At 41.2% G+C, this 14911-nt stretch carries 13 protein-coding genes and 1 other annotated feature (1 of these 14 cut by a window edge); all 13 genes read left to right on the top strand.

Annotated features, from left to right (window positions below; translation table 11 throughout):
* Window positions 1-336 precede the first annotated feature (336 nt).
* The 13 genes from hflK to FZC88_RS18095 all read left to right on the top strand — a co-directional run bounded on the left by hflK (window position 337) and on the right by FZC88_RS18095 (window position 14612).
* The gene (gene hflK, locus FZC88_RS18155; RefSeq protein WP_148995917.1) at window positions 337-1299 is read left to right on the top strand and encodes an FtsH protease activity modulator HflK; all 963 of its coding nucleotides are present in this window, start codon (window positions 337-339) and stop codon (window positions 1297-1299) included.
* Window positions 1292-2227: a protease modulator HflC gene (gene hflC, locus FZC88_RS18150; RefSeq protein ID WP_148995916.1), complete on the top strand. Its 936-nt coding sequence runs from the start codon at window positions 1292-1294 to the stop codon at window positions 2225-2227. Before hflK ends, hflC begins: the two co-directional genes overlap by 8 nt.
* A gap of 457 nt (window positions 2228-2684) precedes the next feature.
* Window positions 2685-5315 carry a DNA polymerase I gene (gene polA, locus FZC88_RS18145; RefSeq protein WP_148995915.1) on the top strand — a complete coding sequence of 877 codons (2631 nt, stop codon included), beginning with the start codon at window positions 2685-2687 and terminating at the stop codon, window positions 5313-5315.
* A 22-nt stretch (window positions 5316-5337) separates the two neighbouring features.
* Window positions 5338-6162 (top strand): DNA-formamidopyrimidine glycosylase, encoded by an 825-nt coding sequence (mutM, locus tag FZC88_RS18140; protein ID WP_148995914.1) that lies wholly within the window; start codon window positions 5338-5340, stop codon window positions 6160-6162.
* 68 nt (window positions 6163-6230) lie between these two features.
* On the top strand, window positions 6231-6863 hold the full coding sequence (gene ytaF / locus FZC88_RS18135; RefSeq protein ID WP_148969893.1) for a sporulation membrane protein YtaF: 633 nt from the start codon (window positions 6231-6233) through the stop codon (window positions 6861-6863).
* A 26-nt stretch (window positions 6864-6889) separates the two neighbouring features.
* Window positions 6890-7495 (top strand): dephospho-CoA kinase, encoded by a 606-nt coding sequence (gene coaE, locus FZC88_RS18130; protein WP_148995913.1) that lies wholly within the window; start codon window positions 6890-6892, stop codon window positions 7493-7495.
* 403 nt (window positions 7496-7898) lie between these two features.
* Window positions 7899-8927 carry a glyceraldehyde-3-phosphate dehydrogenase gene (locus FZC88_RS18125; protein WP_148969891.1) on the top strand — a complete coding sequence of 343 codons (1029 nt, stop codon included), beginning with the start codon at window positions 7899-7901 and terminating at the stop codon, window positions 8925-8927.
* 609 nt (window positions 8928-9536) lie between these two features.
* Window positions 9537-9917 carry an adenosylmethionine decarboxylase gene (gene speD, locus FZC88_RS18120; RefSeq protein ID WP_034756998.1) on the top strand — a complete coding sequence of 127 codons (381 nt, stop codon included), beginning with the start codon at window positions 9537-9539 and terminating at the stop codon, window positions 9915-9917.
* Between the two features lie 131 nt (window positions 9918-10048).
* Entirely contained in the window at window positions 10049-10429 is a 381-nt protein-coding gene (locus tag FZC88_RS18115; protein WP_148995912.1) for a cytosolic protein, read from the top strand.
* Window positions 10430-10511: 82 nt separating this feature from the next.
* A complete protein-coding gene (gene nrdR / locus FZC88_RS18110; protein WP_148969889.1) occupies window positions 10512-10967 on the top strand; it encodes a transcriptional regulator NrdR in 456 nt (151 codons plus the stop codon).
* 71 nt (window positions 10968-11038) lie between these two features.
* Window positions 11039-12424, top strand: a complete 1386-nt coding sequence (locus FZC88_RS18105) for a replication initiation and membrane attachment family protein (RefSeq protein WP_148996187.1) — start codon at window positions 11039-11041, stop codon at window positions 12422-12424.
* A 12-nt stretch (window positions 12425-12436) separates the two neighbouring features.
* Window positions 12437-13369, top strand: a complete 933-nt coding sequence (gene dnaI, locus FZC88_RS18100; protein ID WP_148995911.1) for a primosomal protein DnaI — start codon at window positions 12437-12439, stop codon at window positions 13367-13369.
* A gap of 376 nt (window positions 13370-13745) precedes the next feature.
* Window positions 13746-14612 (top strand): putative sporulation protein YtxC, encoded by an 867-nt coding sequence (locus tag FZC88_RS18095; protein ID WP_148969887.1) that lies wholly within the window; start codon window positions 13746-13748, stop codon window positions 14610-14612.
* 73 nt (window positions 14613-14685) lie between these two features.
* Window positions 14686-14911 (top strand) — a binding site (T-box leader) (it continues 29 nt past the right edge of the window).

Here is a 14911-nt window from a genome sequence, read left to right as displayed (position 1 = left end):
TTTACATTGCATTTACAATAGGTTTAAATCCTGTTAATAAAAGGGTGTTACGATACTAAGTGAAACCCCTTCATCCAAGGTGTTAAGAAAAGGCGAGAGCTAACCCCGTTCTCGTCTTTTCGCTTTTTTATTTTGAAAGCGTTATCAGTCTGATGAACAACACTTTACTTCCCCGCTGGCGCATGCATACAGGTAGGAACCCATTCATCTCGAGCACACAATATCAACTTCCTCTTTTGTCATCTTCTCTTAATATTATTGAAACCTTTTTGTAGTAAGTCCGTATATCTTAGTAGGTGATTAATAAGATATAGAGATAGAAAAGGGAGGGCGCATATGAGTTTAAAACGAATTTACATGGTGACAGGGATGGTTGTAGCGGCCATTATTTTAATTGTTGTGTTATTGACTTCCTGGTATACCGTTGATGAATCAGAACAAGCGCTTGTATTGACATTTGGAGAAGCGGGAGAGCCGGTCGTTGAGCCTGGGCTGCACTTCAAGATGCCATGGCCGATGCAATCAGTGGAAGTTCTGTCTAAAGAAACCTTCAGTCTCCAATTTGGATATGAAGAAAAAGACGGGAAGATCAAGGACTTTCCGAAAGAAACGAAAATGATCACGGGAGATGAGTACATCGTTCTCGCTGATCTTGTGGTTCAATGGAAGATCACGGATCCTGAAACGTACTTATTTAACTCAGACAACCCGAAGGAAATCCTTTACGATGCAACTTCATCTTCTTTAAGAAGCATTATAGGGAGCTCCTTGATAGATGATGCGTTAACATCTGGAAAAGCGGAAATCGAGGCGGAAGTAAGAGATTTACTAACGACCCTGATTGATGATTATGATATTGGTATTTCCATTCTTGCAGTGAAACTGCAGGATGTCGAGCTGCCGAATGCAGAGGTCCGATCAGCTTTTACAGCCGTAACGGATGCAAGGGAAACGATGAACACGAAAATCAATGAAGCAAAGAAATATCGGAACCAGCGATCAAATGAAGCAAAAGGTGAAAAAGATGCGATCATGTCCAGGGCAAAAGGGGATAAAATTGCGCGTGTGGAGCAGGCCCGTGGAGATGTAGCCGTATTTGATAAGCTGTACAACGAATACAAATCGAATCCTGAGATTACGAGAAAACGACTTGTATTAGAAACCTTGGAAAATGTTCTTCCAAATGCGGAAATCTACATTATGAAGGATAGTGGAGAAACGTTGAAATACTTCCCGATTCGACAGCTTGAAAATCAAAGCGGCCCGGTGAAGCAGGAAGGGAGTGAAGAGAATGAGTGATCAAAACGTCTTTGACATCAATCAAAAGAAGAAAGACCCTATCGAGTGGAAGCGTTATACAAAATTAGGAATCTTCCTTGTCATTCTCGCTGCCGTCATTCTTCTGCTGTTTACCAGTCTCTTCATTGTCAAAGAAGGAGAGTATAAAGTCGTCCGTCAATTCGGGGAAGTCGTAAGAATAGACAAAGAACCCGGTTTGAAATATAAGGTCCCGTTCATTCAGTCTGTTACTACCCTGCCTAAGCATCAAATGACGTATGATGTAACGGAAGCTGAAATCAATACAAAAGATAAAAAGCGGATGCTCATCGACAACTATGCCGTGTGGCGTATCGAAGATCCTCTTAAAATGATCAAAAATGCAAGAACGGTCATTAACGCAGAGACAAAAATGGAAGAGTTCATCTACTCAGTCGTCAGGTCGGAGCTCGGACAATTAGAGTATGATGAAATCATCAATGATGAAAAGTCTTCCCGGGGAAGTTTGAACGATCGGGTGACGGACAAAGTGAACGAGCTTCTTGAACGGGATGGATACGGAATTGTCGTTCAGGATGTCCGCATGAAGCGTACGGATTTACCGGAAGCAAATGAAAACTCTGTCTATACGCGTATGATTTCAGAACGTGAATCAAAGGCTCAGGAATACCTCTCAATGGGAGATGCCGAGAAACAACGAATCACTGCTGAAACAGATCGTGAAGTAAAGGAGCTTCTGGCAAAAGCAGGGGCTGACGCCAATGTCATCAGGGCGGAAGGAGAATCCGAAGCTGCACAAATCTACAATAAATCGTTCTCCAAGGATCCCGATTTCTATGACTTGTATAAAACGCTGGAAACATATAAGAAAACAGTGGATGATAAAACGGTTATCATCTTACCTTCTGACTCCCCGTATGCAAGGCTGTTGATGGGGTATACAGAATAAAAGGAGAAACTGTTGAAGTTTGAGTGATCTCATTCTTCAACAGTTTTTTTGTTCATTTAGGCTAATGGTTCGCTTGATTAAAGTATATTTGACGAGTTTTTAATGAAAATATGTTTCAATTATCTTTTTCAGGCGGTTAATTCTTTGAAAAATTATGCTCTCGTTCACTTTATGATCCAGTTTGCGTTACTTATGATCCGCTTTTCGGATATATGATCCGGAATTTTGATATATGAACCACTCTCGGCGATTTATGATCCAAAATTCCGATATATGATCCTCGTTTCCATTTGATGATCCGTTTGTCGAAAAATCATAATTTCCATAGAGATGACTCGAATTAAAAATGAAATGAAAGTCACCTTAGAGGACTTAATAAGGCCCCCATTTTTCCTTTCATTCCCCAACATGATAGAATAAACATATAGATTCAGAAGCCTTTACAGGAGGTACTTACATGTCCAAAAAATTAGTATTGATCGACGGCAATAGTATTGCTTACCGTGCATTCTTCGCACTGCCTTTATTAAACAACGACAAAGGTGTACATACAAACGCAGTATACGGTTTTACCACCATGCTGCAAAAAATACTCGAAGACGAAAAACCATCTCATATTTTAGTCGCCTTTGATGCAGGGAAAACGACTTTCAGACATAAGACATTCAAAGAATACAAAGGCGGCAGACAAAAGACTCCACCGGAATTATCCGAGCAATTTCCATATATCCGCGAGCTTTTGGATGCATACGGAATTAAACGCTATGAAAAAGAAAACTATGAAGCGGATGATATTATCGGAACGCTCTCCCTGCAGGCGGAATCTGACGGGTACGAGGTAAAAGTATATTCAGGGGATAAGGATTTGACACAGTTAAGCTCGAAGACTACTACGGTTTGTATTACGAGAAAGGGCATAACGGATATCGAAGTGTACACTCCGGAGCATATAAAAGAAAAGTGGGAAATCACTCCTGATCGCATCATCGATATGAAAGGCCTGATGGGAGATAGCTCTGATAATATTCCAGGCGTGCCGGGTGTAGGTGAGAAAACGGCGATCAAGCTTCTAAAAGAATTTGATTCCCTTGAAAAGCTGCTAGACTCCATTGACCAGGTCAGTGGTAAGAAATTAAAAGAAAAACTCGAAGAAAATAAAGAACAAGCGATCATGAGTAAGGAACTAGCCACCATCCTAAGAGAAGCTCCAATCGAGATTGGTGTGGAAGAGCTGAATTATGACGGAATGGATGAAGGGAAACTAAAGGAAGTATACCGGGATCTCGGATTCAACTCATTACTCGAGAAGATGGGTGAGTCCACCCAAGAGGAGCCCCGGGAGCTGGATGATATCTCCTTTGAGGTAGTTGAAACCATCAAAGAAGAACACCTTTCAAACGAAAGTTCATTATACATTGAAATGCTGGAGGAGAATTACCACCTCGGAGAAGTAATCGGGATGAGTCTGCACAATGAGAAAGGCACGTTTTTCTTTACGCTCGAGACCGCATTGAAATCAGAAGCATTTAAGGAATGGGCTGAAAACGAAAGCGCAGCAAAGTATGTGTATAACTCAAAGGAAACGGTAGTTGCGCTAAAGAGACAGGGAGTTGACATAAAAGGGATCGAATTCGATCTGCTGTTAGCATCCTACATTATCAATCCTTCTGAATCGAGCGAAGACTTCGCTACTATTTCAAAAGGACACGGCCAGCCTTCCATTGAATCGGATGAATCGGTATATGGAAAAGGTGCCAAGCAGAAGGTCCCCTCCACTGAGATTCTATCAGAGCATCTTGCTCGAAAAGCATTCATACTTCATGAATTGAAGAACACATGTATGAAAGAGTTAAAAGAAAATGATTTATATGAATTATATGCAGAGCTAGAATTACCCCTTGCCCTTATTTTAGCCGAAATGGAATTCACCGGCGTGAAAGTGGATCAAGAGCGTTTGCTCACCATGAAAGAAGAGCTTTCACACCGCCTGGAAGAACTGGAAAAGAACATACATGAACAAGCAGGAGAGAGCTTTAATATTAATTCTCCGAAGCAGCTTGGCGTCATCCTTTTTGAAAAGCTTGGTTTACCGGTCGTGAAGAAAACTAAAACCGGTTATTCCACTTCTGCTGACGTACTGGAAAAACTGCAATCCAAGCATGAAATCATTGACCATATCCTTCATTACCGTCAGCTAGGGAAGCTGCAATCCACGTATTTAGAGGGATTATTGAAGGTCGTCCATAAAGATTCGAGTAAAATTCATACACGATTCAACCAGGCACTGACTCAAACAGGCCGATTAAGCTCGACGGACCCTAACCTGCAAAATATTCCGATCCGACTTGAAGAAGGCAGGAAGATCCGTCAGGCCTTCATTCCATCTGAAAAGGGCTGGGTCATGTTCGCTGCCGACTACTCTCAAATTGAGCTGCGTGTACTGGCTCATATCGCCAAGGATGAGAAATTGGTTGAAGCTTTCAGAAATGATATGGACATTCATACGAAAACAGCGATGGACGTCTTTGGGGTTGCGAAGGAAGAGGTCACATCCAATATGAGAAGGCATGCGAAAGCCGTCAACTTCGGAATCGTATACGGAATCAGTGACTACGGTCTTTCTCAAAGCCTTGATATTACACGAAAAGAAGCAGGGGAATTCATTAAGAAGTACCTTGAGAGCTTCCCTGGTGTAAAAGAATATATGGATGATATCGTACAGGATGCAAAACAGAAGGGCTATGTGACTACTCTGCTTAATCGCCGACGTTATCTGCCGGAAATCACCAGCCGTAATTTCAACTTAAGAAGTTTCGCTGAACGTACAGCAATGAACACGCCGATTCAAGGAAGTGCAGCCGACATCATCAAGAAGGCCATGATTGATATGGCAGAAAGATTAAAAGAAGAAAATCTTCAATCACGATTATTGCTGCAGGTGCATGATGAATTGATCTTTGAAGCGCCTGAAGAAGAAATCGAAGTGTTAAAGAAGATTGTTCCTGAAGTAATGGAGAATGCGATGGAGCTAGAAGTCCCATTAAAGGTCGATTACTCATACGGTCAAACATGGTACGACGCGAAGTAGAGATTGATAAGGAGGTGGCAGAGTGCCGGAGCTGCCTGAAGTAGAAACGGTCAGAAGGACGTTAGAGCTTCTTGTAATTGGGAAGAAAATCAAAGACGTCTCGGTTTTTTGGCCTAAGATGATTAAAAGCCCCGACGAATCCGATGAGTTTGTTCATAGCTTGAAGGGGCAGGAAATACTTGAAATGAGAAGACGAGGGAAATTCCTGATCTTTTATTTAAACGACGTGGCCCTGGTTTCTCACTTGAGAATGGAAGGAAAGTACAACTTGTCCGACAGCCGGGACCCCATTGAGAAGCATACCCACGTCATATTTCATTTTACGGATGACACAGAACTCAGGTACCGTGATGTCCGGAAGTTCGGGACGATGCACCTATTCAGGAAAGGGGAGGAATTGCTTCATCTTCCCCTCCTGCAGTTGGGACCGGAGCCATTCCAATCCGAATTTACAGCCGGCTACTTGGCTGAAAAACTGGGCAAGACAGAAAGAATCGTGAAAGCCACATTATTAGATCAGACGGTGCTTGTAGGCCTGGGGAATATCTATGTGGATGAAGCGTTATTCCGTGCAGGCATACATCCTGACCGAAAATCGAAATCTCTTTCACAGGAAGAAATTGAACGTTTGCACAAAGAAATCATTCATACCCTGACCGAAGCCGTTGAAATGGGAGGAAGTACGATTCGCTCCTATGTGAATTCTCAGGGACAAATGGGTATGTTCCAACAGAACCTCTTCGTGTATAGCCGGAAAGAAGAACCTTGTCGAAAGTGTGGTACTCCCATTGAAAAGAAGTTTTCAGCGGGAAGAGGGACGCACTATTGTCCCGATTGCCAACGTTAGAAAGAACAATTAACATCTGATAAGCCCTTACCATATAGTATTGTAATGATTTTTGGGAGGGCTATTAGATGAGTGAAACAATCTCCTTATTACTGCTGGCGTTTGCTGTAAGTCTTGATAGTTTTAGCACAGGTTTAACTTACGGATTACGAAAAGTGAAAATCCCTACAAAATCAATCAGCATCATATCCATTTGTTCGGCGAGCTCCTTGCTGTTGGCCATGTTGCTTGGTCAGACCATCGGATCCATTATCTCTCCGCTTTGGGCTGGAAGGATCGGCGGGCTGATTCTGGTTGTGATCGGGGCGGCGGTACTGTACCAGTTCTTTAGACCGGAAAAAGAAACGGTATTATCCCAAGAAAAAACGTTAATTAACTTTGAGATTAAATCTATAGGATTAGTGGTTCAAATTTTAAGAAGGCCGTTAACGGCAGACTTTGATAGATCAGGTACGATTACTGGTATTGAAGCATTTATGCTTGGAATCGCACTGTCATTGGATGCATTCGGTGCCGGAATTGGCGCTGCGTTATTAAATTTCTCGCCATTCATACTTACTTTAGCCATCCTGGTGATGAGCTTTACGTTCTTATTCTCAGGATTGAAGATGGGGGAATTCTTCTCTCATTTACGGTGGATTCACCGAGTGTCATTTCTCCCTGGAGTTCTATTGATCCTTATAGGGATTCTGAGGTTTTAATGGCTGAGCTAGAAAGGAATAGGATAATGGCTATCATTATAGGATTAACAGGTGGTATTGCAAGTGGAAAAAGTACAGTTTCCAAAATGTTAAATGAAAAAGGCTATACAATCATTGATGCTGATCTTGCAGCCCGTATGGTGGTTGAAGTTGATCAGCCGGCATACCTTGCGATTGTGGAAGAATTCGGTGAACACATACTGCACGATCAAGATTCAACCATCAATCGGGAAAAACTCGGCCAGATCATCTTTAACTCTGAAGAAAAACGAAAAAAGCTGAATGGAATCGTTCATCCTGCCGTCAGAAGCATGATGCTCGCACATAAAGATGAAGCCATTCTTGCTGGTAAAAACACGATTTTCATGGATATTCCCCTTCTATTCGAAAGCAACTTGACGTGGATGGTAGATCGCACAGTCGTGGTATACGTGAACGAAGAAACCCAGCTATCCCGCCTAATGGATCGGAACAACTTTAACCATGAAGACGCATCATCCCGCATCGCTTCCCAATTCCCCTTAAAGGATAAAGCAAGCCTTGCCGACGCAATCATCGACAACAACGGATCTCTACAAGAGACCCAACAACAGCTTGATGCACTATTAGTGGAGTGGGATCTAAAACCATAGAATGACTTATGAGCCGACAAGGAAAACTCTTGTCGGCTTTTTATTTGGTCCACTAGATAATTAGTAGTTATGACGATAAATATTGATTTTTTGGTTTGCGTTTGTATATAGGAAAAATTCTAATCGTAACTATTGAGGCTTGATGGTGTTTGTCTGTCAAATGTATAGGCACTAAACATATATCAGCACAGAGCGGAAAGGAACGGTCAACGTATAAATCAATTTAATTGAAAAAATGTATGAATTCAAACCGCAAAAATATACATTCAATAAGCCTATTTGTCAGAATAATAAAACATTAAAAATCCGCAAAATACTTATTAACATATTCTCTAAATATGTTATACTATTTTTAGCAAATAAACATATAAGTATAACATTAATATAGAGGGGAGCCGGATTTATGAAGGCGAAAATTGCAATCAATGGTTTTGGACGTATTGGGAGAATGGTTTTCAGGAAAGCAATATTAGAGGAAAACTTAGAGGTTGTAGCCATTAACGCAAGCTACCCGGCTGAAACATTAGCACATTTAATTAAGTATGACACAAATCATGGGACATTTCAGGCAGATGTGGTGACGGAAGATGATGCACTCATCGTCAATGGAAAACGTGTCCTACTATTAAGCAATCGTGATCCTAAAGCATTGCCTTGGGGCGAATTAAATATCGACATTGTGATTGAAGCTACCGGAAAATTCAATTCGAAAGATCAAGCGAGCCTTCATTTAGAAGCGGGAGCGAAAAAGGTCATCCTGACTGCCCCTGGTAAAAATGAAGACGTAACCATTGTGATGGGGGTAAATGAAAGCGCATTAAATATTGAAGAACACAGCGTCATTTCGAATGCATCTTGTACTACGAACTGCTTAGCGCCGGTTGCGAAAGTATTAGATGAGCAATTTGGTATTGAAAACGGACTTATGACGACTGTCCATGCTTACACAAATGACCAAAAAAATATTGATAATCCACATAAAGATTTGAGAAGAGCGAGAGCGTGCGGTCAATCGATCATCCCGACCACGACTGGAGCAGCAAAAGCATTGTCATTGGTTCTGCCTCAATTAAACGGCAAGCTTCACGGAATGGCATTGCGTGTCCCTACACCCAATGTATCTCTAGTGGACCTGGTTGTGGATGTGAAAAGAGACGTAACTGTAGAAGAAATCAACGAAGCTTTCATTACGGCTTCAGTTAGTTCTTTACACGGGGTGCTGCAATTTACAACAGAACCTTTAGTTTCAATCGACTTTAATACAAATCCTCATTCAGCGATCATAGACGGATTATCCACGATGGTAATGGGAAATCGAAAAGTGAAGGTACTGGCCTGGTACGATAATGAGTGGGGCTACTCATGCCGCGTCGTCGACCTGGCTAAATTCGTGGCATCAAAAATGAACGCAAAACAAGAAGTCAACGTTTGAAAGAACCCAAATAAAAAATAAGCTGCATCCTTAGAACGTACCTTTCACGGTGCGTTCTTTTCTTTTATTAAACTTTTTATAAATAGAAGGCATCGGACAGATCTATTAGGTAGTTGATGTATTTAGGATCCTTTGGCAGAAAGTTTGTTTTAGGAACAACTTTATACCAAAGAACTTTTTTTAGTGCTTATCTATTAAAATGTATAGTTAGTAAAAGTGAAGTATCACAGAGTGGATTGTAGCGGAAGGCACTTGACTCCTGCGGGAATAGCGGGACAGGTGTGACCCCGCAGGCGCAGGCGAGGAGGCTCACCGCCCGCCCCGCGGAAAGCAAGTGGCTGGAGCGGAAAGGAACGGTCAAGGTTTAGACTATAGCCAAATCAAACGATCTTCTACCCATATAAAAAAGTTTAAAAAAATTTATTGCAAAAGAGTTTTAAACAAAGTATACTATTTTTCGTGAACTTCTTATTAGCAAATGAATACTGATTTAGCTACTTAAAGGGTTAGGACCTCTTCGGACTAACTTTCCCCCGTGGTAGTTAAGATTTTGCCAAAGGACACGTTCATTTTGACGAAAAAAATTATGTCAAAGGGGGAAACACGAAAATGGAAACAATGGGTCGTCATGTAATCTCAGAATTATGGGGTTGCGATTTTGAAAAATTAAACGATGTAGTAGGAATTGAAAAAACATTCGTAGATGCTGCGCTTAAATCAGGTGCAGAGGTACGTGAGGTAGCTTTCCATAAATTTGCTCCTCAAGGTGTTAGTGGAGTTGTGATCATTTCAGAATCACATCTGACTATTCACAGTTTTCCTGAACATGGTTATGCCAGTATTGATGTATATACTTGCGGTGATTTAGATCCTAACATCGCTGCTGAATATATTGCAGATGCTCTTGGTGCTGACACACGTGAAACAATTGAATTGCCACGTGGTATGGGTCCGGTACAAGTGAAGAAGTCTCAGGCTCAAGCCCTTTAATCGAAGATAACTCAGAAGAGATGCGTACTAGATGCATCTCTTTTTTTATGCATTTGTACAGGAATTGATTTTGAATTTTCATTCCTGTGGTTTTCGTGTAAAATAAGGGTAAATAAAGGGAGGAACTTTAAATGAGCGGAATACGTACTTTTTTTAAACGGTTTCAATCAGAATGTGAGACATCTGATCAGCACGAAGATAAAGACCTGAAATCACGCTATTATAAATCCATGCATCAAGGTGCATTTAATGCAGTATTAGAGTTATTCTCATCCTCTGAGTATGAGGTGATCTCCCAGTCTAAGGACAGAGGTGAAATTACGGTCCGTAAAAATGGTACTCCCCAATTGTTTATTGTCGCAACGATCATAACGGTAAGGCCATTTGAGACGGCAGTCGATTTCAAGATCAGTGCGGATAAAGGGAAAATCTTTGGTACATATACGGTTTTAAAAGCACAGATTAACCATTATTATCAAAAGCTTGATAGAGAATTGACCAAAGTGAAATAACGGTAAAACCTTTATAAGCTTGTGTAAGTCGCAGCTTTTTAATATGATGAAAGTAATAGTATGTAATAACGGAGCTGATATTATGAAGTGCCCGTCTTGCCAGCATAATGGTACACGAGTAGTGGACTCCCGTCCTGCTGATGAAGGACGTTCAATCAGAAGAAGAAGAGAATGTGAAGAATGTAATTTCCGCTTCACGACCTTCGAGAAGGTTGAGGAGCTTCCTTTAATTGTGGTGAAAAAAGAAGGGGTAAGAGAAGAGTTTAGTCGAGAGAAGATTTTGAGAGGGTTGATCAAGGCTTGTGAGAAACGCCCGGTCCCTCTTGAGAGATTAGAAAAGATCTCAACGGATATTGAAAAGGAACTCCGTAATCAAGGTGCTTCTGAAGTAGAATCGGTGAAGATTGGTGAGATGGTCATGGATCAACTGGCTAAGGTAGATGAAGTTGCATACGTACGCTTTGCATCTGTGTATAGACAATTCAAGGATATCAATGTATTTATAGATGAACTGAAAGAATTAATAAAAAAAGAGTAGAAGAATGAGCTGAAGATGTAATTCTTTAGCTCTTTTCTCTTTATTTTTTTGAAAGGTAGAATCCAACTATGATGAAGAAGCATTGGAATGAAATACAACCAATCGATCACTACACGGTAGGGACAAATGGGATTCTTCAGGAATACGATCGGAAAATCATCACGTTTCTGTACCAGCCTTTAATTGGTTCGGTTTGTTACAGTCTTTATATGAGTTTATGGGGAGAAGTAGAAGAAAACAGGTTATGGTCCACACATTCTACCCATTATCACCTGATGAACATTCTGTCTGTCAATCTTCAGGAAGTATATGAAGCGAGAATGAAGCTTGAAGGGATAGGGTTGTTAAAGGCATACGAAAAAAGGGATAACGAGGATCGGAGCTTTCTATATGAACTGCAGCCCCCTCTTACCCCGCAGGAATTCTTTCATGATGGTATGTTAAATGTGTATCTTTACCGTAAAATCGGCAGAACTCACTATTTGCGTTTAAAGAAATTCTTCACCGACGAAACGGTAGATAAACAGCAACACGTAAACATTACACGATCCTTTCAAGATGTTTTCACATCGGAACAAATTAATTTTCTCCACCACGATGCAAATATGGATTCCGAGACAAAGTCTGGTGAACAATATATGAAATATGGGAAGAATGGTGGTCTTCCACTGGATGATATCGATTTTGATTTTCAGTTACTACTTGCAGGGTTATCTGAATCAATGGTTCCACGAAAAGCCTTTACAACTAATGTAAAGGAAACGGTTCTGAAGCTGAGTTATCTGTACGGGATTGATCCTCTTCAAATGAAAAATATCGTCCTAAGCTCCCTGGATGCAGATGATACCATCGATATAGAGCTGCTGCGCAAAACCGCACGTGATTGGTATGGGGTTCAGACAGGTGATCAACTGCCAGACTTGACTACGAGAATAGAGACCAAGGCCCCTGTGAAATCGGATAAACCCCTAACGAAAGAAGAAGAGCTCATTGAATATCTGGAAACAACGTCACCAAAGGATGTTCTATCTGACATATCAAATGGAGGTGCTCCTTCTAAGTCAGACCTTCAGGCGGTAGAAGAGGTGCTCATGTCACAGAAGTTGCCGGTTGGTGTCATGAATGTCCTGGTCCAATACGTTTTGCTGAAAACGGACATGAAGCTCACAAAAGGATATATGGAAAAAATAGCGTCCCATTGGTCGAGAAAAAAGGTGACGACTGCAAGTGAAGCCATGGAATTAGCGAAAAAAGAACACAAGCAGTATCTTGAGTGGGCTGAAGGGAAAAAGGAAAATAAAACGAGTAGACGAAGAAAGCCGATTCGTACGGAGAAACTCCCGGATTGGTTCCAAGAGGGTGAAACCGAGAAAGAAAATGATTCTTCCCTTGATGGATATGATTTCGAAGCAGAAAAGAAGAAACTCGAAGAAGAGCTTAAAAATTTTCGGAAGTAGGTGAACGTAGCGGTGGAGAAAATAAATAACACCCTGAAAAGGTTGGCGGCTTCTGGTTCGTTTCAACAAAGATATGAGCAAATGAAAAAAGAGATACTTGAAAACAATGATGTGAAGGATTTTATTCGCAGGAATGAAGGCCGTGTAACAGGGGAAATGGTAAATGAGAGTCTGATGAAGTTATATGAATACATCTCTCAAAGTAAAGAATGTCGATACTGTCCTTCTTTACAGGAGTGTAAGAATATGATGGAAGGGTATGACCCTCATTTGGTGATAAGAGGAAACACCATCGACATCGATTACCATCGCTGCCCTCGAAAAGTCATTCACGATGAAAGAACGAGCGCACAGCGTTTAATCAAAAGCCTGTATGTGCCGAAGGATATTTTACAAGCATCTTTCTCAACCCTGGATCTTGATTCGAAAAGCCGATTGGAGGCTGTCCGATTAGCAAAGAATTTCGTGGAGAACTATACAGAAGGTACAAAAATGAAAGGACTCTATTTTTACGGCAAGTTCGGAGTGGGTAAGTCCTATTTGTTAGGGGCTATGGCCAATGAACTCGCCGAGAAAAAAATCGCGTCCCTTATTGTCTACGTCCCTGAGTTCTTTAGAGAAATCAAGCAATCGCTGGGAGACAACTCGGTAAATGAGAAACTGGAAATGGTTAAAGCTGCACCGATCCTCATGCTCGATGACATCGGCGCAGAAACCATGTCAAGCTGGGGGAGAGATGAAATCCTCGGGACGATCCTGCAGTACAGAATGCTTGAAAACCTCCCGACATTCTTCACCTCCAACTTCAACTTCAACGAACTCACCCATCATTTGACATACAGTCAAAGAGGAGAAGAAGAAAAGCTGAAGGCTGCACGGATCATGGAGCGGATTAAATACCTGTCCCAGCCTGTGTTGATCGATGGAAGAAATAGAAGAGAATAGAATTAAGTGAAAAAGGAGAAGGTCATTCGCTTAGCGTTTGACCTTCTCTTTTTCATTAATGAATTTTCGGTGAAATAGGGTCATTTATTTATTTATTTATTTATTTCCTAAGCATTGTTCCAATAAGGGTTTATTCTATTGAATGAATGATAACGAATCCTGAGATGTTTAAAAATAACAATGTTGATTGGAGCGGAAGGGGGCTCGACTCACGCCCCGCGGAAAGCGAGCCCCCTGGAGCGGAAATCCCACTACTCGCTTTATTTATTATTAATAGATTCAAAAAGAAACAATTAAATTCCCTCATCAACTTCTAAAAGATACAAGCCTCCCATATATATAAATCAGGGATTTGGGTTTAAGGAGGCGAGAAAGTTTGATTGAATTTATTTTCAAGCAAAAAAATGATGCGTTAAAGCTTCAAGAACACCTCAATAAAGAGTTCATCCAATCATGGTTCCATGAAACACTCTTTCAACATTCAACTCACTATAATCTGACGATAGAGGTTTCCCCCTTCTTCAAGGAAAAAGAAAAGCTGTTCAACGGGGTTTCCCACTTTGTCTTAAATGATAAATGCATGGACTGGTCCGAATCAGCCCTGAAAGAAAATTACTTCTATGAAGATATTGATGAAATCAATCAAATATTAGAGATCGTATCAGAGATGAGGATGGGTGAACGACCTGAATTGATGGAGCTGATCGGTGAATGGGACGAGGCCGAATACGTCCACGACAGCCTGGAGCTTTTGTTGGAAGGGACGGCCCCCATATCATTCGACTCTTTCAGCAAATTCAGGCTGAAGAAGCTTCAGGAGAGACTGCTCCTCATGCTGGATCTTGCTATCGATGAATATAAGATGGAGCAGGAGTATCAAATGTTTGTCCATATGCTGCGGGAGTATCTGGCATCAAGGGAGCAGAAAATGCGCACGATCCATCTGTATTCGACTGGTTACGGTTTTCGTTTCTTTGATGAAGACATGAAAGAGGTGACAAGGCAGGAATTGACGAAGGCGATTGATAAACGCCTTCTGACGAATCACCCGTTATACGTTGATTCGTACACCATCGCTCCGTTATTATCCCTTGCACCGGAGAAGATACTCGTTTACGGAAATGGGGACCATCAATTGATCAGGACGCTTCAGAATATTTTTGAAGAACGGATCGATCTTTTACCGATGAGTTATTTCCCTGATACACTACTCTATCCTTCCTGGGATATCGCGAATGAATAGGCTGCTTATTTTATGGAATGCTCTTGCTTTTCAAAACATAACCGATTATAATACCTACATAATAAGTCAATAAATAAAGGTTATGATGAGGACAACAATATTCCTATTCCATTCACAGAGAGGGAAGTCTTTTGGCTGCAAGCTTCCTAATTCGTTAGTGATATTTACCACCTCTGAACTTCAATTATGAACTGAATCTTCACGGATTCACAGTAATGATTGACGGCTAAATGTCGTTATTCGTTTTCAATGAAGTCATTGTCTGTATTTTTCGCACAATGAGAAGTTGGGTGGAACCA

The sequence above is a fragment of the Rossellomorea aquimaris genome (assembly GCF_008180865.1).
Classification (GTDB): domain Bacteria; phylum Bacillota; class Bacilli; order Bacillales; family Bacillaceae_B; genus Rossellomorea; species Rossellomorea yichunensis.
Note: the sequence above shows the minus strand (reverse complement) of the source record. Positions and strands in the feature narration are given on the sequence as shown.

What these genes read in the sequence shown, in the direction of transcription:
- FZC88_RS18125 (WP_148969891.1), top strand. Translation starts at nt 7,899, where the DNA reads ATGAAGGCGAAAATTGCAATCAATGGTTTTGGACGTATTGGGAGAATG.
- coaE (WP_148995913.1), top strand. Translation starts at nt 6,890, where the DNA reads ATGGCTATCATTATAGGATTAACAGGTGGTATTGCAAGTGGAAAAAGT.
- speD (WP_034756998.1), top strand. Translation starts at nt 9,537, where the DNA reads ATGGAAACAATGGGTCGTCATGTAATCTCAGAATTATGGGGTTGCGAT.
- FZC88_RS18115 (WP_148995912.1), top strand. Translation starts at nt 10,049, where the DNA reads ATGAGCGGAATACGTACTTTTTTTAAACGGTTTCAATCAGAATGTGAG.
- polA (WP_148995915.1), top strand. Translation starts at nt 2,685, where the DNA reads ATGTCCAAAAAATTAGTATTGATCGACGGCAATAGTATTGCTTACCGT.
- ytaF (WP_148969893.1), top strand. Translation starts at nt 6,231, where the DNA reads ATGAGTGAAACAATCTCCTTATTACTGCTGGCGTTTGCTGTAAGTCTT.
- nrdR (WP_148969889.1), top strand. Translation starts at nt 10,512, where the DNA reads ATGAAGTGCCCGTCTTGCCAGCATAATGGTACACGAGTAGTGGACTCC.
- hflK (WP_148995917.1), top strand. Translation starts at nt 337, where the DNA reads ATGAGTTTAAAACGAATTTACATGGTGACAGGGATGGTTGTAGCGGCC.
- FZC88_RS18105 (WP_148996187.1), top strand. Translation starts at nt 11,039, where the DNA reads ATGAAGAAGCATTGGAATGAAATACAACCAATCGATCACTACACGGTA.
- hflC (WP_148995916.1), top strand. Translation starts at nt 1,292, where the DNA reads ATGAGTGATCAAAACGTCTTTGACATCAATCAAAAGAAGAAAGACCCT.